This window comes from Pseudomonas sp. stari2, from assembly GCF_040760005.1.
Taxonomy (GTDB): domain Bacteria; phylum Pseudomonadota; class Gammaproteobacteria; order Pseudomonadales; family Pseudomonadaceae; genus Aquipseudomonas.
In genome coordinates this window covers 4,363,760-4,383,779 of sequence record NZ_CP099760.1, presented here as the reverse complement: position 1 = coordinate 4,383,779, position 20,020 = coordinate 4,363,760, and the positions used below count along the sequence as shown (strand labels likewise).

The following is a 20,020-nucleotide window of genomic DNA, read 5'->3' as shown; positions in this document are numbered from 1 at the left end:
GTCTGGAACGCGGCAGTTATCTGATGACTGTCATACACCTGATTGGCGTGTGTGCGTTGTTGGTGCTCACCGTTGCTGCACGCTTTTCAAGGATGAAACTGGCCACGAAAGGAGTCGCCCGTGGAAGCAAGGTTTGGTGTCGATCTCGTCTCGCGTTTTTCCCCACTTTCCCTTGCAGTGCACTTGAGTGTCGCCGGGTTCCTCTTCGCAGGCGTCAGCATGCCGGCGCTGGCCACCTGTTCCACTGCCGGCTCGACGGTGACTTGTAGCGGGGTGCCGAGCCTGCCGTTGTTCCTGAACAATTTCAGCAGTGCCGCCAATGGCCTGACGGTCAATGTCAATTCCGGTGCACAGATGAACGCGACCCTCGGCGGCCACGTGATGGACTTGACCGGGGTGAACGTCAGCCTGAACAACTCCGGTACCCTCGACCCGGCATTGCTGGGGCTGGTTTCGGTACTCAGCGGCGGTGCGTTCATCGGCACCGGCGCGACCAGCACGGTGAGCATCGCCAACAACACTACCGGGATCATCCGCGGCACCGGCATGTTGCTCGGCCTCAACCTGACCAGCATCGACGGTCTGGGGCTTGCGGTGAACAATGCGGCGGCGGGCACTACGACCATCACCAACGACGGCACGATTACCTCGACCGGGCTGTCAGTCGGCGGGATTACCCTGGCCGATACCCCGGTGGTCGGGGTGTATGGCGGTTCGCAAGTCAACATGACCAACAGCGCCAGCGGCACGATCAATGGCCGGATCGCGTTCGAAACGTCGGCGGCGGGCAACACCTTCACCAACGCCGGCAACATCACCGGCGGCGTGTCGATGGGGGCGGGCAGCACCAACACGTTCTACGCAATCACCGGTTCCAGCGTTAACGTCGGCGACGGTGTGCAAGTCACCGTCGGCCTCGGTGGCCTGATCGGTATCAACCTGACTTTCGCTCCGACCGGCACGATCGATGGCGGTGCGGGTGGCACCAATACCCTGATCCTGCAAAACCCGATCGGTGTCGGCGGCGGAACCACCGGGACCGGTACGGCATCCAGCGCGACTTACGTCAACTTCAACAACATGACCCTCAACAGCGGCACCTGGACTTTGCAGGGGCCATTGGTCAGCGGTGCCACCACTCTCAATGGGGGTGTGGCGCTGTTTAATGACAACGGCGCGTTCGGCAGCGGTGTGCTGACGTCCAATGGCGGGATCCTGCAGGCCAGCAATGCCGGATTGAACATCAGCAACCTGATTTCCCTTGGCGCTGGTGGTCTGACGGTACAGGGCGTGAACGCCACCACGCTCAGCGGCGTATTGTCCGGCAGCGGCGGCCTGACCAAAGTCGGCAGCGGCCAGCTCAACCTCAACGGGATCAACACCTACACCGGCAATACCGTACTCAATGGCGGTGTGGTGCAGGTGGGGAACAACCAGGCCTTCAGTACCGGCGGCATTACCGTTGGCGGCTCTTCCAGCATTTCGGCATCGAGCCCGATTTCGCTGAATAACGCGATCACCCTCAACAGCACACTGACGGCGACCGGCACCGGGGCCCTGACACTGGGCGGGCTGATCAGCGGCGCCAGCGGCCTGACCAAGACCGGCAGCGGCAGTCTGACGCTCAGCGGCGCCAACACCGGTTACAGCGGTACCACAACCTTGAACGCCGGCACCTTGCACGTGGGCAATAACAACGCTCTGGGCAGCGGGGTGCTCAACACCGCCGCCGGCACCAGTCTGGACAGTACCGGTAACGTGACCCTGGCCAACAACGTCGGTATCACCGGTGCGTTGAACGTGCTCGGCAGCAATGCCCTGACCCTGGCTGGCATCGTCTCCGGCACTGGCGCGATCACCAAGAGCGGCAGCGCCAGCCTGACCCTGACCGGCAACAACACCAACAGCGGCACCACCGCGCTCAACGGCGGCACCTTGTTCGTCGGCAGCAACACCGCCCTCGGCACAGGCGCATTGAACGCTGCGGCCGGCACCACACTGGATGCGACCACGGCGGTGACGCTGGCTAACGCTGTGGCGCTGGCGGGCGGGCTGACCATCGGCGGCACCCAGGCACTTGGTTTGAGCGGCGTCATCAGCGGCGCCGGCAACCTGATCAAGGGCGGTACCGCGAACCTGACTCTCAGCGGCAACAACACTTTCTCCGGCGGTACGGCGCTGAACAACGGGACGCTGATCGTCGGCTCCAACACCGCGCTGGGTACCGGCGCGCTGACCACGGCGGCGGGCACCACGCTTGACGCGAGCACTACCGTAGCGCTTGGCAACGCCGTCGCCCTCGGTGGCAACCTCAACATCGCCGGCAACGCCAACCTCACCCTTGGCGGTGTGGTCAGCGGCAGCGGCGGGCTGACCAAGAACGGCACGGCCAACCTGATTCTCAACGGTGCCAACACCTTCAACGGCGGCACCACGCTGAACGCCGGCAGCCTGACCGTCGGCAACGCCGCCGCACTGGGCAGCGGCAACCTGACTGTCGCCAGCGCCGCGACCCTGGACAGCAACACCGCCGTCAGCCTCGGCAACAACGTTGCGCTCAACGGCAACCTGAGCATCGGCGGCAGCAATGGTCTGACCCTGGGCGGTGTGCTCAGCGGTGCCAGCCAGTTGATCAAGAACGGCACTGCCAACCTGACCCTCAACGGCGTCAACACCTTCACCGGCGGCACGGCGCTCAACGCCGGCAGCCTGACCGTCGGCAACGGCGCGGCACTCGGTACCGGCACGCTGACCGTGGGGGGGAGCTCAACGCTCAACAGCAGCGCCAACGTGACGCTGAACAACGCGATTGCGCTGAACGCCAACCTGACTGCCGGCGGCGCCAACCCGCTGACCCTCGGCGGCGTGATCAGCGGCGGCAGCAACCTGATCAAGACCGGTTCTTCGACCCTGACCCTGACCGGCAACAATACCTACACCGGTGCTACGTCGGTGAACGCCGGGACACTGGTCGTCGGCTCCAACACCGCGCTCGGCACCGGCGTGCTCAACGCTGGCAACACCACCACACTGGACGCCAGCACCGCAACGAGCCTGGCTAACAACGTCAACCTCGGCGGCAACGTGACCATCGGCGGCAGTAACGCGCTGACCCTCGCGGGTGTGGTCTCCGGTGTCGGTGGCCTGACCAAGAGCGGCCCCGCCGACCTGATTCTCAACGGCGCCAACACCTACTTCGGCAACACTGCACTCAACGTCGGCAAGCTGATTGTCGGCAGCAATACCGCGATCGGCAGCGGCGCATTGAACGCAGCGGCGGGCACCACGCTGGACACCAACACCGCCGTCACGCTGGGCAACCAGGTCAACCTGGCCGGTGCGATGAACGTGGGTGGCAGCGCAGACCTGAGCCTCACCGGTACCGTCGCCGGTGCCGGCAGCCTGGTGAAAAACGGTGCGGCCAACCTGAACCTCAACGGCACCAACACTTACGTCGGCGGCACCACGCTGAACGCCGGTACAGTGACTGCCGGCAACAGTTCGGCCCTCGGCACCGGCGCCTTGACCGTCGGCGGCGCAGCAACCCTCGACAGCAGTTCGCCGCTGGTCAGTCTGGCCAACGCGGTCGTGCTCAATGCGGCACTGAGCGTCGGCGGCACTCAGGATCTGACCCTCGGCGGCGTGATCAGCGGCGCCGGCCAGTTGATCAAGAACGGCGCGGCCAACCTGACCGTCAACGGCACCAACACCTTCAGCGGTGGCAGCACCCTCATCGCCGGTACGCTGACACTGGGTTCGGCCGCTGCGTTGGGCAGTGGCGGCCTGACCGTCGGTGGTGCGGCGACGCTGGATAACAGCAGTCCGCTCAGCCTCGGCAACAACATCACGCTCAATGCCGACCTGACCGTGGCCGGCAACAACGGTCTGAACCTCAGCGGTGTGATCGACGGTGCCGGCAACCTGATCAAAAGTGGCCTGGATGATCTGACACTTAGCGGCACCAACACCTTTACCGGTGCGCTGAATATCCTCTCCGGCAGCGTCAGCACCCTGACCAGCGGCGCACTCGGCAATACTTCCGGCGCCAACATCAGTGCCGGCGCGAGTCTCAACCTGGGCAGCAACGGCAGCCTGAACGGACTGAGCGGCAGCGGCAGCGTGCAGATCGGTGGCGGCAACACGTTGACCGTGGGTGGTGTCAGCAGCACCAGTACCTTTGACGGTAATCTCGGCGGCGGTGGCGGCCTGACCAAAGTCGGCACCGGCACACTGAACCTCACCGGCACCAACGGCATCACCGGCAACACCAACGTCAATGGCGGTACGCTGAATCTCAGTGGTTCGCTGGCCAGCAATCAGGTCAACGTCAACAATGGCGGTACCCTGACAGGCAGCGGTTCTGCGCTGGGCACAATCACCATCAACAATGGCGGCCATCTGGCGTTGTCTTCAGGCAACACCTTGTCGGCCGCGTCGCTGGTGCTCACCGCCAATAGCAACGTCGACGCGAGTCTCGCCACGCCATCGACCAGTTCGCTGATGAACATCGGCGGCAACCTGACCCTCGACGGTAATCTCAACGTCACCGATGCCGGCGGTTTCGGTGTCGGCGTCTATCGCCTGTTCAACTTCATCGGTGCACTGACCGACAACGGCCTGACCGTGGCCGGCGTGCCGGTGGGTTACGGCCTCGGCGACATCCTCGTGCAGACTCTTGGCAACCAGGTCAACCTGGTGGTGTCGGCGCCGAATACCAACCTGCGTTTCTGGGACGGCAGCCAGACAATTCCGAACGGCACGGTGGATGGCGGCACTGGCACCTGGGATGCCGGCGGCACTAACTGGACCAATTCCAACGGCACGCTGAATCAGACCTGGGCCGGCGACTTCGCGGTGTTCCAGGGCACGGCCGGCACGGTGTCGGTCAACGGCACGCAACTGTTCACCGGGATGCAATTCCTCACCGATGGCTACAACGTGATCAACGGTTCGTCGGGCTTGCTGACCGCCGTCAACGGTACCGGCGGCACCACGGCGATGCGGGTCGATCCGGGCGTGACCGCCACGGTCGGTGTGAACATCGACGGCAGCGGCATCCTCAACAAACTCGACGCCGGCACCCTGGTGCTCAACGGCGCCAACAGCTACACCGGCGGCACGCAACTGGATGGCGGCACCCTGGTGGTCGGCAGCAACACCGCCCTGGGCACTGGCGCGTTGATCGCCAATGCCGGTACACAACTGGACAGCAACACCGCCGTGACCCTGGCCAACGCTGCCACGCTCAATGGCAACCTCACCCTGCTGGGCAGCAATGCGCTGACCCTCAACGGTGTCATTTCCGGTACCGGCGGCCTGATCAAGAACGGCGCGGCCAGCCTGACCCTCGGCGGCAACAACGCTTTCCTCGGGCCGGTGGCACTGAACGCGGGCGGTCTGATTCTGGCGTCGAACAGCGCGCTGGGCTCGGCCACCCTGAACGCGGCGAACGGCACCACTCTGGATGCCAGCGGCGCCTTCAGCGCGGGTAACGCGATCAACCTGGCGGGCAACCTTGGCATCGTCGGCAGCAACGATCTGACGTTGAGCGGTGCGATCAACGGCGCCGGCAGCCTGACCAAGAACGGCGCGGCCAACCTGATCCTGAGTGGGTCCAACAACTTCCTTGGCGGCGTCACCCTCAATGCCGGCACCTTGACCGCCGGTAGCAACGGCGCCCTCGGTCTGGGCAACCTGACGGTGGCCGGTGCGTCGGCGCTGGACAGCAACACCTCGGTGTCGCTGGGCAACAACGTGGTGCTCAACGCCAACCTGACCAACATCGGCAACAGCGACGTGGCCCTCAGTGGTGTAGTCAGCGGAACCGGTGGCCTGATCAAAAATGGCGCGTCCAACCTGACCCTCAACGGCATCAACACCTACAGCGGCGGCACCACGATGAATGCCGGCACCGTGACCCTCGGTACCTCGGCGGGCCTGGGTTCCGGCGCGGTGACCGTGGCGGGTGCGTCGACCCTCGACACCACGGCGCCGCTGGTGCTGGCCAACAACCTCAACGTCAATGCCAACCTGAGCGTGGCCGGCAACAACAACCTGACGCTCGGCGGCGTGATCGCCGGCGCGGGCACACTGACCAAGAACGGTCTGGCCGACCTGACGCTGACCGGCAACAACACCTTCGGCGGCACCTTCGACGTGCAGGCTGGCAGCCTCACCACCCTGGGCAACTCGGCACTGGGCAGCAACGCCGGGGTCAATCTCGGCGCTGCGGCGACCCTCAACCTCGGCGGCTCCGGCAGCCTCGCCAGCCTGACCGGCAGCGGTACCGCATTGATCGGCGGCGGCAACACCCTGAGCATCGGCGGCAACAACGCCAGCAGCATTTTCGACGGTGTGCTCACCGGCACCGGCGAACTGAGCAAACTCGGCACCGGAACGCTGACCCTGACCGGCCTCAACAGCCTGACCGGCAACACCACGGTCAACGCCGGCACCTTGAACGTCAGCGGTTCGCTGGACAGCGCCAGCGTACTGGTTAACAGCGGCGGCACCCTGACCGGCGGCGGCTCGCTCGGCGGGGCGGTGACCGTGGCGGATGGAGGTCATCTGGCCGGCGCCACCGGCAGCACCCTGTCGGTGAACTCGCTGGTGTTCAACGCCAACTCCAACTTCGATGTTGGCCTCGGCGCACCGGTTTCCGGCGGCGGTAACGCGCTGGTCAACGTCGGCGGCAATCTGACCCTCGACGGCACCCTCAACGTCAGCGATATCGGCGGATTCGGCAGCGGCGTGTATCGCCTGATCAACTACACCGGCGGCCTGACCGACAACGGCATGCTGATCGGCACCGTGCCGGGCAGTGTCACGCCGGGCGACCTGACCCTGCAAACCGCACTGGCCAACCAGATCAACCTGCTGGTTACTGCACCGGGCGTCACCGTGCAGTTCTGGGACGGCAACCAGCTTGTTGCCAACGGTTCGGTCGATGGCGGCAGCGGCATCTGGGGCACTGGGACCACCAACTGGACCGATGTGAACGGCACCACCAACCAGGCCTGGACCAACAACTTCGCGGTGTTCCAGGGCGCGGCAGGCACCGTGACCGTCAACGGCGCCCAGACCATCACCGGCATGCAGTTCGTCACCGACGGCTACAGCCTGCAGAACGGTACGGCGGGTTCGCTGAATCTGGTCAACGGTTCGCTGGGCAATGCCACCGTGCGGGTCGATCCGAACGCTACGGCGACCATTGGCGTCGCGCTCAACGGCGCCGGCACACTGGGCAAATACGACACCGGCACTCTGGTGCTCAACGCCGCCAACGGTTACACCGGCGGCACCGCGCTCAACGGCGGCAAGATTGTGGTCGGCAACAACGCGGCCCTTGGCACTGGCGTATTGACCGCCGCCAACGGCACGGCGCTGGACAGCAACACGGCCGTCAGCCTGGCCAACGATGTGGTGCTCAATGGCGGGCTCACCGTCGCCGGTTCCAACGCCTTGACTCTCGGCGGTGTGGTCAGCGGCAGCGGCAGCCTGATCAAGACCGGTCCATCGAGCCTGACCCTCAATGGCAGCAACACCTACAGCGGCGGTACTCAGCTCGCCGGTGGCACGCTGATTCTGGGCAACAACAGCGCGATCAGCAGCGGTGCATTGAGTGTGTCGGGCAACGGCACTCTCGACAGCACCTCGGCGCTGCAACTGTCCAACGCCATCAACCTCGGTGCGCAACTGACCCTGGCCGGCAACCTGAACACCACGCTGATCGGTGCGATCACCGGCAGCGGCAGTCTGGTGAAAAACGGCAGCGGCGACCTGTTGCTCAGCGGTGCCAACACCTACAGCGGTGGCACCACGCTGAACGGCGGCAACACCCGTGGCGACACTAGCAGCCTGCAAGGCGCTATCGTCAACAACGCGGCGCTGACCTTCGAGCAGAACAGCGATGGCAGCTACACCGGCAATCTCACCGGCGCCGGCAGTCTGACCAAAACCGGTACCGGCGCGTTGCTGCTGACCGGCAACAACACCTTTACCGGCAACACGGCGGTGCAGGCCGGTACGCTCAACGTCAACGGTGTGCTCAACAGCGCCAGTGTCAATGTCGCCAGTGGAGCGAAAATCGGTGGCAGCGGTCATTTCGGCGGGGCTGTGCAGTTGGCCGACGGTGCCACGCTGCTCGGTGGCAGCGGCACGACGCCGTTGTCCGTCGGTTCGCTGGCGTTGTCGTCGGGAACCAACCTGGATTTCAGCCTCGGCTCGGCCGCCAGCTCCACCACCGTGGTCAACGTCGCCGGCAACCTGACCCTCGACGGTACGCTGAACATCAGCAATGCCGGCGGCTTCGGCACCGGGGTCTACCAACTGTTTACCTACGGCGGCAACCTGACCAACAACGGTCTGGTCTTCGGCAGCCTGCCGGTTTCGGCAGCCAACCTGACCCTGCAAACCGCACTGGCCAATCAGATCAACCTGTTGGTGCAGAATGCGCCGGGTGAGGTGCAGTTCTGGAACGGTGGCAAAACCAATCCGGATGGCACCATCGGTGGTGGCAACGGCGTGTGGGGACCCGGCACCAACTGGACCGACCCGACCGGCACCCAGGCACAGGGCTCCAGTGGTCAATTCGCGGTGTTCGGCGGGCAGGGTGGTACGGTCACCGTGCAGGGCAATCAGCAATTCACGGGGCTGCAATTCCTTGTCAACGGATACAGCCTGGTGCCGGACGCCGGCGATACGCTCACGCCGGTCAATGGCGCGGGCGGTACACCGGCACCGATCCGCGTTAACGCCGGTGCCAGCGCGCAAATCGATGTGCCGTTGATCGGCACTGGTGGTATCGAGAAGCTCGACGCCGGCACGCTGATCCTCACCGCAGCCAACACCTACAGCGGTGGCACCACCGTCAGCGGCGGTACGCTGATCGGTAACAGCACCAGCCTGCAAGGCAACATCATCGACAACGCGGCGCTGGTGTTCCAGCAGAACGCCGATGGCAAGTTCAACGGTCGCCTAAGCGGTACCGGTGCGCTGGCCAAACGCGGTACCGGAACCTTGCTGTTGACCGGCGATCAGCCGTTCAGTGGCGCCGTTTCGGTGGATCAAGGCGTGCTGCAGGTCGGCAGTCGTGCGGCGCGGGCTTCTCTGGGCGGGCAAGTGACCGTGGCCAACGGCGCGGGACTGAGCGGTAACGGCAGCGTCGGTTCGGTGGTCAACCACGGCGTGGTGGCCTCCGGTGGCGGTGACGGCACCTTGAGTGTGGCGGGCAATCTGACCAATGCAGCCGACGGTGTGCTGGCCCTGACCGTCAGTTCGCCAACCGCTACGCCTCTGGCCGTCGGCGGCACGGCAACCCTGGGCGGTGGCCTGCAAGTGAACAGCCTGGCGCCGTTCACCGGCAACACCGTGTATTCGCTGATCACTGCTGGCGGAGGGGTGACCGGCACCTTCAGCGCAGCCGATCTACCGCAATATGCGTTCCTCGACGCGGCGCTGGTATACAGCCCTGACGCGGTGAACCTGGTGGTCAGCCGCAACGGCAACTCGTTCGCCGACGTCGCCGCCACCGGCAACCAGCGCAACACTGCTTCGGCGTTGATGCGCAACGGTCCGGCGGGCGCTGCGTTGCAGAACGAAATCGTCAACCTCAGCGTGGCCGGTGCGCGTCATGCCTTCGACAGTCTGTCCGGGGAGATCCATGCCAGCACTGCGAGTGCGGTTCTTGAAGATTCACGTTTCGTGCGTGAAGCGGTCAACGACCGGATGCGTCAACCGACTTGCAGCGCGTCGGACGATCCACGCCGGACTCTGGCACCGAGCGATACCCAGTTGAGCAGCAACGGTTGCCACGGTGAAATGGTCGGCTGGGCCCGCGCCATCGGCGCCTGGGGCGACATGGGCGGCGACAGCAACACGGCGAAAGTCGATCGCAGCCTCGGCGGTTTCATGCTCGGCACCGACAAGCAACTGGACGATCAGTGGCGTGCCGGGATGGCCGCGGGCTACACCCGTGGCAATCTCAACGCCCACGATCGCAACTCCGATGCCAAGGTCGACAGCTACCACCTGGCGGCGTACCTGAGTTCGCAGTTCGATGCACTGGCCGTGCGCCTCGGCGCGGCCTACAGCTGGCACAGCATCGAGACCAAACGCGACGTCAGCGTCGGCAGCTACAACGACCGTCTGAAGGCTGACTACGATGCCCGCAGTGCCCAGGTGTTCGGTGAGGTGGGTTACGCCATCAATGCGGCAGGCGTGGCCATCGAACCGTTCGCCGGCCTGGCCTACGTCAACTACGACAGCGACACCGCCAAGGAAAAAGGCGGGGTGGGGCGTCTGAAAGGCGATGCCGATCAGGACATCACTTACTCGACCCTCGGTGTGCGCATCGGCAAGCTGGTGACCCTGGCCAACGGCAGTCAACTGACCCCGCGCGCAGCCATCGGCTGGCGGCATGCCTACGGCGACACCAAGCCGGATGCCGATTTGACCTTCATCGACGGCGGTGCCTCGTTCAGCACCCAGGGCGTGCCGATCGCCAAGGACAGCGCACTGCTCGAAGCCGGCGTGGACTTCCAGATCAGCCCGACCGGCAAGCTCGGCATCGGCTATTCGGGCCAGGTGTCCAGCGACAACAACGACAGCGCAATGACCATCAGCTTCAGCCAAAGCTTCTGATCATGGTCGAAGCACTTTGACCGCCCGAAAGGGCGGTTTTTTTTGCTCGGCAATCCCCTCTGCTAGAATCCGCCCCATTCCCAGCCAGAGGTTGCCCCATGAGCGAACCCATCCGTCTGACCCAATACAGCCACGGTGCCGGTTGCGGCTGCAAGATTTCGCCGCAGGTGCTGGAAGTGATCCTTGCCGGCAGCGGCGCACAGAACCTCGACCCGAAACTGTGGGTCGGCAACGCTTCGCGCGATGACGCGGCGGTGTATGAAATCGATGCCGAACGCGGTGTGGTGTCGACCACCGACTTCTTCATGCCGATCGTCGATGATCCGTTCGATTTCGGCCGGATCGCCGCGACCAACGCCATCAGCGATATCTACGCCATGGGCGGTGACCCGTTGATGGCCATTGCCATCCTCGGCTGGCCGGTCAACGTGCTGGCGCCGGAAGTGGCGCGGGAAGTGATTCGCGGTGGTCGCGCGGTGTGCGACGCGGCGGGTATTCCGTTGGCCGGTGGCCATTCGATCGATGCGCCGGAGCCGATCTTCGGCCTGGCCGTCACCGGTCTGGTGGAGAAACGCTTCATGAAGCGCAACGACACCGCCACCGCCGAGTGCCTGCTGTACCTGACCAAACCGCTGGGCATCGGCATCCTCACCACCGCGGAGAAGAAGGGCAAGCTGCGTAACGCCGACATCGGCGTGGCTCGGGACTGGATGTGCACGCTGAACAAGCCCGGCAGCCGTTTCGGCAAACTGGCCGGCGTGACCGCGATGACCGACGTCACCGGTTTCGGCCTGCTCGGGCATCTGGTGGAAATGGCCGACGGCAGCCACCTCACCGCGCGCATCGCCTATGACCGGGTGCCGCGTCTGGACAGCGTCGAGTACTACCTCGATCAGGGCTGCGTACCGGGCGGCACCTTGCGCAATTTCGACAGCTACTCAAGCAAGCTCGGGCGCGTGCAGGAACTGCACAAGCGGGTGCTGTGCGATCCGCAGACCAGCGGCGGCCTGCTGCTGGCCGTGACCCCGGAAGGCAACGCCGAATTCCTCGCCGTGGCCGCAGAGCTGGGCCTGAATCTGGCGCCGATCGGCGAACTGGTCGAGCGACAGACCCACGCAGTCGAGGTGATTTGATGCTCCGCGACTGCACCGATTACCGCGACATTTTCCTCAACGACCGGCCGCTGATGGATGCCCGCGCGCCGGTCGAGTTTCACAAGGGCGCGTTCCCCGGGGCGGTCAATCTGCCGCTGATGAATGACCTCGAACGACAAAAGGTCGGTACCTGCTACAAACAGCATGGTCAGCAGGCGGCCATCGAACTGGGCCACCATCTGGTGTCCGGTGCGGTGAAGGCCGAACGCATCGAGGCCTGGGCCGAGTTCGCCCGGGCTCATCCTGACGGTTATCTCTATTGTTTTCGTGGTGGCCTGCGCTCGCAGATCACCCAGCAGTGGCTCAAGAGCGAGGCCGGGATCGACTATCCGCGCATCGGTGGCGGTTACAAGGCACTGCGCAACTTCCTGATCGACACCCTCGAACAAGCGGTGACCCAATGTGATTTCGTGCTGCTGGGCGGCATGACCGGCACCGGCAAGACCGAACTGCTGGTGCAATTGCGCAACGGTCTGGATCTGGAAGGCCACGCCAACCATCGCGGCTCCAGCTTCGGCAAGCGCGCCACCGGCCAGCCATCGAACATCGACTTCGAAAACCGCCTGGCCATCGACCTCCTCAAGAAACGCGACGCCGGTATCGACCAGTTCGTCCTCGAAGACGAGAGCCGGGTGGTGGGTAGTTGCGCGCTGCCGCTGCCGTTGTATCAGGGCATGCAGCACTACCCGATGGTCTGGCTGGAAGACAGTTTTGACGATCGGGTGCAGCGCATCCTGCGTGATTACGTGGTGGATCTGTCGGCCGAGTTTTCGGCGGTGCATGGCGAGCAGGGTTTTGCGCTGTTCTCTGAACGCTTGCTCGAGAGCCTGAACAATGTGCAGAAACGTCTGGGCGGCGAACGCCATCGACGGATGCTGCTGTTGATGGAAGACGCACTGGCCGAGCAGGGGCGCAGCGGCGCGGTGGATTTGCACCGGGGCTGGATCGAAGGCTTGCTGCGTGAATATTACGACCCGATGTATGTGTTTCAACGCGAGAAGAAGGGCGCGCGGATCGAGTTTGCCGGAGAGCGTGGGGCAGTGATCGAGTATCTGCGCCAGCGGTTGAGTCAGAAACGCTGAAGCGAGAGCCCCGGCAGGGGCTCCAAGGCACTCAGGTCGGGCATGTGACCTTGCCGTTGTCCAGCCCCTGTTTGTAGCTGTGGCTCTGCAGGCTGGCCTTGCCGTTGTGCCAGGTCAGGGTCAGCACGTACAGCGAGTCATAGTCGCCAGACGCCCAATCCTCGGTGATGGTCTGTTTCTCGCCATCGGCCTTGCCGGCAACCTTGTTGATCAATTCAGGGAGGTAGCCGTGCGACCACGCGGTGTAGATGGTCGAGTTGTGGTACTTGTCGGCAATCAGTTCCCGGGCCAGGTCGCTGGTGTCATTGGCCGAGAACTCGATGTTCACCGGCAGGCCGAGCTTGATGGCGGCGGGGCTGATGGTCATCAGCGGGCGAATGTAGCTGTAGGAGTTGTCCAGCTCGCCTTCCTCGACATTGCGAGTCGGGTTGGCGGCGAACACGTAGTCGGCCTTGCCGAACTTCTCCGGCAGCAGGGTCGACAGCTCGATGGCGCGGTTCAGGCCCTGGCAGTTGAGCTGGCCGAGCCCGCCCGCGGGTTTTTCCCCGTGACGCAGGAAGATCAGGGTCTGGGTGCCGTCCACCGGTTGCGCGCGGCTTTCGCTGGATTCGAGGGACAGGAACAGCGCGCTCACCGCCAGCAGCGAGGGCAGGGCCACATAGGCGCGATGTTTGAAGCGTCTGGCGACTTTCATCAAGTTCGTCATGAGATCAGGATTCTTCAGCGTGTTCGGTTAAGGCTGACAAACCTCTACACCGCGGGCTGCCGGGGCCGGGTGTTTTTCCCTGTCTTGATTGGCTTTCTTGGAGCCCCCGCAGGCCTTTTGGTTCGATCCGCTTGCCGGGGTGCACTCTAATGGCATCGCCCAAAGGCTTGAGGGAAGGTTAGCGACAGGATGTTGCGGAATTAAGTAAGCGTGGTGTCCACGGAAAAAAGAACCCGAGCCAGCGCGGAAAACGTGGATTATGCTCAGGCCTTTCATTTTGTGACTGGATGCTACACATGACCGATCTGTCCGCGTTCCCGATTACCCAGAAATGGCCGGCGCAGTACCCTGACTGGATTCAGCTCTATTCGTTGCCGACCCCCAACGGCGTCAAGGTCTCGATCATGCTTGAAGAGATCGGTCTGCCCTACGAGCCGCACCGCGTGGGCTTCGACACCAACGATCAGATGTCCCCGCAATTCCTGTCGCTGAACCCGAACAACAAGATCCCGGCGATCCTCGATCCCCATGGCCCGGATGACAAACCGCTGCCGTTGTTCGAGTCCGGCGCGATCCTGATTTACCTCGCCGACAAAAGCGGCCAGTTGCTGGCCCAGGAAGGCGCGCTGCGTTACGAAACCATTCAGTGGCTGATGTTCCAGATGGGCGGCATCGGCCCGATGTTCGGCCAGCTAGGTTTCTTCAACAAATTCGCCGGCAAGGACTACGAAGACAAGCGTCCCCGCGACCGCTACGTCGACGAAAGCAAACGTCTGCTAAGCGTCCTCAATACCCGCCTCGAAGGGCGCGACTGGATCATGGGCGAGCGCTACACCATCGCCGACATCGCCACGTTCCCGTGGGTGCGCAACCTGATCGGGTTCTACGAGGCGGGCGATCTGGTCGGCATCAAGGACTTCCCGAACGTCACCCGGGTGCTGGAGCGCTTTCTGGCGCGGCCGGCGGTGGTGCGTGGTCTGACGATTCCTCAATAAGGACGGTGCATGGATTCGTTCCATTTCAAGCAAGTCGATGTTTTCAGCCACACTGCTCTGAAGGGCAATCCGCTGGCGGTAGTCTTTGATGCCGGTAACCTGAGCGATGAGCGCATGGCGGCCTTTGCCAACTGGACCAACCTGAGTGAAACCACCTTCATTCTTGAACCACAGGACCCTCGCGCCGACTATCGCGTGAGGATCTTCACGACACTGAGCGAACTGCCATTTGCCGGGCATCCGACCTTGGGCACCTGCCACGCCTGGCTGGAAGCGGGCGGCGTGCCCAAGGGAGCGGAGATCGTTCAGGAGTGCGGCGTGGGGCTGGTAAGAATAAGGCGCGACGGATCGGAACTCGCTTTCCTCGCGCCGCCGCTCCTGAGGTCCGGGCCGGTTGAGACCGACGTCATGGAGCGGGTGCAGCGCGGTCTGGGAATCACCCGTGACGAGATTGTCCGCGCGCAATGGGTGGACAACGGCGCGGGATGGCTCGCGGTGATGATCAAGGATCGGCAGCAGGTGCTGAACTTGCAACCGGATCATTCGCAGATGCAGGGCCTGGCGGTGGGCGTCATCGCGGCGTGGGATTCCGAGCGCGACGGTGACGCAGCCCAATTTGAGGTGCGTGCGTTTATTTCCGGTGATGGCATGCCCGAGGATCCGGCCACCGGCAGCCTGAATGCCGGGATTGCCCAATGGTTATTGGCGGAGGGGCTGGCGCCCGATTCCTATACCGTCAGCCAGGGCTTGAGCATGGGCCGGGCGGGACAGCTGCGGATAAACCGGCTCGGGGACGAGATCTGGATCGGCGGCTCCGTGGTCACGTGCATTGAGGGGCAATTGCGGCTTTGAAAGCCAGATTCGCCGGCGCAAAGGCCGGCGATTGTTGCGCCCCCGGTAATGCACTCTTGATTGATCCAGGTTTGTACCTTATCCCCCGCAAGGCATAAGCTTCGCCCCCTACGACTTTCGTCTCATCTGCCCGCTTTTCAGGAAAGGCCCCATGTCCAGTCAGTTCCCCGAAGCACGTCCACGCCGTCTGCGCCGCAATGCGAGCCTGCGCAGCCTGTTCCAGGAAACCGAGTTTTCGCTCAACGATCTGGTACTGCCGATTTTCGTCGAGGAAGAAATCGACGACTTCGTGCCGATCAAAAGCATGCCCGGCGTGATGCGCATTCCGGAGCGCAAACTGGCCAGCGAGATCGAGCGCTATGCCCGGGCCGGGATCAAGTCGGTGATGACCTTCGGCGTGTCCCATCACCTGGACGCCAACGGCAGCGACACCTGGCGCGAAAACGGGCTGGTGTCGCGCATGTCGAGGATCGCCAAGGACGCGGTGCCGGAAATGATCGTGATGTCCGACACCTGCTTCTGCGAGTACACCGACCACGGCCATTGCGGCGTGATGCACAACCATGAAGTCGACAACGACCAGACCCTGATCAACCTCGGCAAGCAAGCCGTGGCCGCCGCCCGTGCCGGTGCCGATGTGATCGCGCCGTCGGCCGCGATGGACGGCCAGGTGCGGGCGATTCGCCGGGCACTGGACGATGCCGGCTTCACGCAGATTCCGATCATGGCCTACTCGACCAAATTCGCCTCGGCGCTTTACGGCCCGTTCCGCGAGGCCGGTGGCAGCGCGTTGAAGGGCGACCGCAAAAGCTATCAGATGAACCCGATGAACCGCCGCGAAGCCCTGCGCGAATCGTTGCTCGACGAGCAGGAAGGCGCCGATGCGCTGATGGTCAAACCGGCCGGCGCGTACCTCGACATCATCCGCGACATCCGCGAAGCCTCGACCCTGCCGCTGGCTGCGTATCAGGTCAGCGGCGAGTACGCGATGATCAAGTTCGGCGCCCAGGCCGGGGCCATCGACGAAGATCGCGTAGTGCGCGAAAGCCTCGGTGCGATCAAACGCGCGGGTGCGGATCTGATCTTCACCTACTTTGCGATGGATCTGGCCCTGGCCGGGATCTGATCCTTCAGGGGCAATTGAAAAACGGACGGATCCCGTGATCTCGCAAATACCGCTCGATCACCTTCGGATCCGCGCTGTTGTCGGCAATCGCCACGTAAGTATCCGGGCGCAACAGGTAAAAGCCGTTGCGCCCCAGTCCCGCCGTTTCAAACGCCGGGCGCCAGTCGAACACGTGCAGCGGCAGGTGATGTTCATTGCACCAGGCGATCATCTCGTCGCTGGTGTCGCCGTAGACATGCACCTGCCAGCATGGATTGCGCAGCGGTTCGTAATTATCCCCCTCGCCATCATGGGCCCACGGCAAGCGGTCGCCGCCGTGGACGTGCCCGGCCACTCCTTCGCTCAACGCCATGCCTCGATAGTTGACGGTGATTTGCGATACCGTGCGAAACAGGAATTCGCGGCTGGTCTCGAATGAGGCCATTTTCGGGATCACGAAGGGTGCCAGCCGCGTGCGCAACAGGTCGGCCATTCGCCCTTCGGCGGTGACGAAGCTGAAGACCTTGTCGGTGGTCGACACCAGCCGCCGGGCGAAGGCGATGCGCTCGGTTTCGTAGCTGTCGAGCAGCTTTGCCGTGGCGCCGCCGCCGAGCACCGCCGCGAGTTTCCACGCCAGATTGATCGCATCGCCGATGCCGGTGTTCATGCCTTGGCCGCCGGCGGGGCTGTGCACGTGGGCCGCGTCGCCAAGCAGAAACGCCCGGCCTTTGCGAAAGTGATCCGCCACCCGATGATGCACGCGGTAAGTGGAGAACCAGTTGACGTCCTCGATGTGCACGTTCAAATGCTCGATGGCGCGGCTGCTGACATCGGAAAACTCCAGGGTTTCGGCGCGCTCCGCACGTTCGTCGCGCACGGTGCCAATCAGCCGCGCACGGCCTTCGCCGGCCAGCGGGAACACCGCCAGAAAGTCCGCTTCGTCCAGATCCAGATGCAACTCGCCGTTGAGCGCCGGACCGCTGGCCCGCACATCGGCGACGTAGAAAATCTGCTGATAAGTGCCACCGGGAAAACCGGTGTCGAGGGTTTTGCGCACGACTGAACGGGCGCCGTCACACCCGGCGAGATAGCAGGCCTGACAGATTTCCTGCTCGCCATCCGGCAGGCGCAAATGCGCGGTGAGGCCGTCGCCGTTTTCCGTGAAACTCTCAAGCGTTGTGTTGCGCTCGACGGTCACGTCGTAGTCTTCGAGGCGGTCGATCAACAGTCGCTCGTGTTCGTCCTGCGGGTAGATTTCCAGGAAGGCGTAAGGCGTCAGGCCTTCGCCGATGCGATTGAGCGGCAGCCGCGCCACGGGTTTGCCCTTGACCCAGAAATTCGCCGCCGCCACCCGGTGTCCGTTGCGCACGATCGCGTCGGCCAGATCCAGTTGTCGGTACAGCTCAAGGGTGCGCGCCTGCACCGCCAGCGCCCGAGAAGTGGTGCCCGGCGCGGAGCTCTTGTCGATGATGCGCACGCGCACGCCCAGTTTGCTCAGCCACAGGGCCAGTACCAATCCGGTGGGGCCTGCGCCGATGATCAGAACGTCACTGCGGTTCATGGTCTGTCCTCCTCGCGTGCCCTTTGCCACTGAGTGTGCAGCAGCAAGTATGGATCAGCGGGCGGGCACGGCCAGTCGGCCTGCCAGACGGGGCGATGGAACAGCGTCGCCGGCCCGTAGTCCTATCCTGCAACCCGGGATTGGGCGTAGGGTAAACCCGGCTCAACGGACTTCATGGAGCGTTATGCAAAGCCCTCGATTATTTCTCAGCCTCGCCGCGCTGCTGATGCTGGCCGGTTGCGCCGGGCAGCGCAGCCAGGAGCCGGCCCCGCGCGCGCCGGCCGAGGTCAAGGCGCAGATCGTGCGCCTGCTGCCGGCGAAAACCGCCGACCGCCAGGGCTGGGCCACGGACATCTACACCGCGTTCGCCGCCCAGGGCATCAGCCCGACCACGCAAAACCTGTGTTCGGTGCTGGCCGTCGCCGAGCAGGAATCCAACTTTCAGGTCGACCCGCCGGTGCCGGGCCTGGGCAAGATTGCCCGCGACGAGATCGACCGCCGAGCCGCCAAAGTGCACATCCCGAGCCTGTTGGTCAGCGGCGCCTTGCAGGTGCGCTCGCCCAACGGCAAGAGCTATAGCGAACGCCTGAGCGCAGCACGTACCGAGAAAGACCTGAGCGCCATTTTCGATGACTTCATCGGCATGGTGCCGATGGGGCGCACGCTGTTTGGCGGTTTCAACCCGGTGCACACCGCCGGGCCGATGCAGGTCAGCATCGAGTTCGCCGAGCAGCACGCCAAGGGGTATCCGTATCCGGTGAACGGCACCATTCGCCACGAAGTGTTCACCCGCCGAGGCGGCATGTATTTCGGCATCGCCCATTTGTTGGGTTATCCGGTGAGTTATCGCGAACCGCTGTACCGTTTTGCCGACTTCAATGCAGGGTGGTACGCCAGTCGCAATGCGGCGTTTCAGAATGCAGTCAGTCGCGTCTCGGGCGTTCCGCTGGCGCTGGATGGTGACCTGATCCGCTACGACTCGATCATGCCGGGCACCACCGAACTGGCGGTGCGCCGACTCGGCAAATCATTGGGCATGCGCAATCCGGTGATCCGCGAGCAACTGGAAAAGGGCAACACCTTGGGATTCGAGGAGACCAAACTGTATCAACGGGTCTTCGAACTGGCGGATAAGGCAGAAGGCAAATCATTGCCACGGGCGGTGTTGCCTGGGATCGTTCTGCAGAGCCCTAAGATCACCCGCAAACTGACCACCGCGTGGTTCGCCAAGCGGGTCGACGAGCGCTATCGACGTTGCATGGCCAAGGACTGACGAGGAAAAAAGGCGAAAAAAACCCGGCTGACGGGAGCCGGGTTTTCTCTGGGTTACTGCGGTGGAGCCATTCATTCAGGCAACGCGGCGTTCGATCAGACGATCCGAGCCACCTTCAGCGACGCGACGTTCTTGCAGACGATCCGAACCACCTTCGGCAACACGGCGTTCTTGCAGACGATCCGAACCACCTTCGGCAACACGGCGTTCCAGCAGGCGATCCGAACCACCTTCGGCAACGCGACGTTCTTGCAGACGATCCGAACCACCTTCGGCAACACGGCGTTCCAGCAGGCGATCCGAACCACCTTCGGCAACGCGACGTTCTTGCAGACGATCCGAACCACCTTCAGCGACGCGACGTTCTTGCAGGCGATCCGAGCCACCTTCGGCAACACGGCGTTCCAGCAGGCGATCCGAACCACCTTCAGCGACGCGCTGTTCGATCAACCGATCCGAACCGCCTTCAGCGATCATGGTGTGGGCAGGTTTGGCGGCAAAAGCGTTGAAGGCCAGAACCGAAAGGGCAATGCTGAGGATGACTTGGCGTTTCATGATTTTGTGCTCCGGGGTGTTATTGGTTGGTATGGAGCCGATGTTACGCCCGGGATTTTTTATGAGAACTTCATTGACGTGATGGTGAACATCGAC

10 protein-coding genes are annotated in these 20,020 nt (G+C 63.6%); 7 read left to right on the top strand and 3 right to left on the bottom strand.

All coding sequences use genetic code 11. The features are described 5' to 3' along the window. The first annotated feature begins 120 nt into the window (after positions 1-120). From NH234_RS19955 to mnmH, 3 genes are all read left to right on the top strand, one after another. Positions 121-10,641, top strand: a complete 10,521-nt coding sequence (locus NH234_RS19955; protein ID WP_367254020.1) for an autotransporter-associated beta strand repeat-containing protein — start codon at positions 121-123, stop codon at positions 10,639-10,641. Between the two features lie 98 nt (positions 10,642-10,739). Continuing rightward, positions 10,740-11,774 (top strand): selenide, water dikinase SelD, encoded by a 1,035-nt coding sequence (gene selD, locus NH234_RS19950; RefSeq protein ID WP_367254018.1) that lies wholly within the window; start codon positions 10,740-10,742, stop codon positions 11,772-11,774. After that, complete coding sequence (gene mnmH / locus NH234_RS19945; protein WP_367254016.1) at positions 11,774-12,877, top strand: tRNA 2-selenouridine(34) synthase MnmH; 1,104 nt, start codon at positions 11,774-11,776, stop codon at positions 12,875-12,877. Before selD ends, mnmH begins: the two co-directional genes overlap by 1 nt. A gap of 31 nt (positions 12,878-12,908) precedes the next feature. On the opposite strand, the gene NH234_RS19940 is transcribed toward mnmH, so the two are convergent. After that, positions 12,909-13,583, bottom strand: coding sequence for a histidine phosphatase family protein (locus NH234_RS19940; RefSeq protein ID WP_367254015.1), 675 nt, complete (start codon positions 13,581-13,583; stop codon positions 12,909-12,911). Positions 13,584-13,879: 296 nt separating this feature from the next. Here NH234_RS19940 and NH234_RS19935 point away from each other — a divergent pair, with 296 nt between their 5' ends. The 3 genes from NH234_RS19935 (at position 13,880) to hemB (ending at position 16,556) form a co-directional block, all read left to right on the top strand. Then, a complete protein-coding gene (locus NH234_RS19935; RefSeq protein WP_085733573.1) occupies positions 13,880-14,578 on the top strand; it encodes a glutathione binding-like protein in 699 nt (232 codons plus the stop codon). A gap of 9 nt (positions 14,579-14,587) precedes the next feature. After that, positions 14,588-15,430 carry a PhzF family phenazine biosynthesis protein gene (locus NH234_RS19930; RefSeq protein WP_367254013.1) on the top strand — a complete coding sequence of 281 codons (843 nt, stop codon included), beginning with the start codon at positions 14,588-14,590 and terminating at the stop codon, positions 15,428-15,430. Positions 15,431-15,581: 151 nt separating this feature from the next. Further along, complete coding sequence (gene hemB / locus NH234_RS19925; protein ID WP_367254011.1) at positions 15,582-16,556, top strand: porphobilinogen synthase; 975 nt, start codon at positions 15,582-15,584, stop codon at positions 16,554-16,556. A gap of 4 nt (positions 16,557-16,560) precedes the next feature. Here hemB and NH234_RS19920 read toward each other — a convergent pair whose 3' ends face one another. Further along, positions 16,561-18,096: an FAD-dependent oxidoreductase gene (locus NH234_RS19920; protein ID WP_367254010.1), complete on the bottom strand. Its 1,536-nt coding sequence runs from the start codon at positions 18,094-18,096 to the stop codon at positions 16,561-16,563. A gap of 184 nt (positions 18,097-18,280) precedes the next feature. On the opposite strand from NH234_RS19920, the gene NH234_RS19915 reads away from it, so the two are divergent. Continuing rightward, positions 18,281-19,369, top strand: a complete 1,089-nt coding sequence (locus tag NH234_RS19915; protein WP_367254008.1) for a DUF1615 domain-containing protein — start codon at positions 18,281-18,283, stop codon at positions 19,367-19,369. A 75-nt stretch (positions 19,370-19,444) separates the two neighbouring features. Here NH234_RS19915 and NH234_RS19910 read toward each other — a convergent pair whose 3' ends face one another. Further along, positions 19,445-19,924 (bottom strand): phage infection protein, encoded by a 480-nt coding sequence (locus NH234_RS19910; RefSeq protein ID WP_367254006.1) that lies wholly within the window; start codon positions 19,922-19,924, stop codon positions 19,445-19,447. Positions 19,925-20,020: the final 96 nt, after the last annotated feature.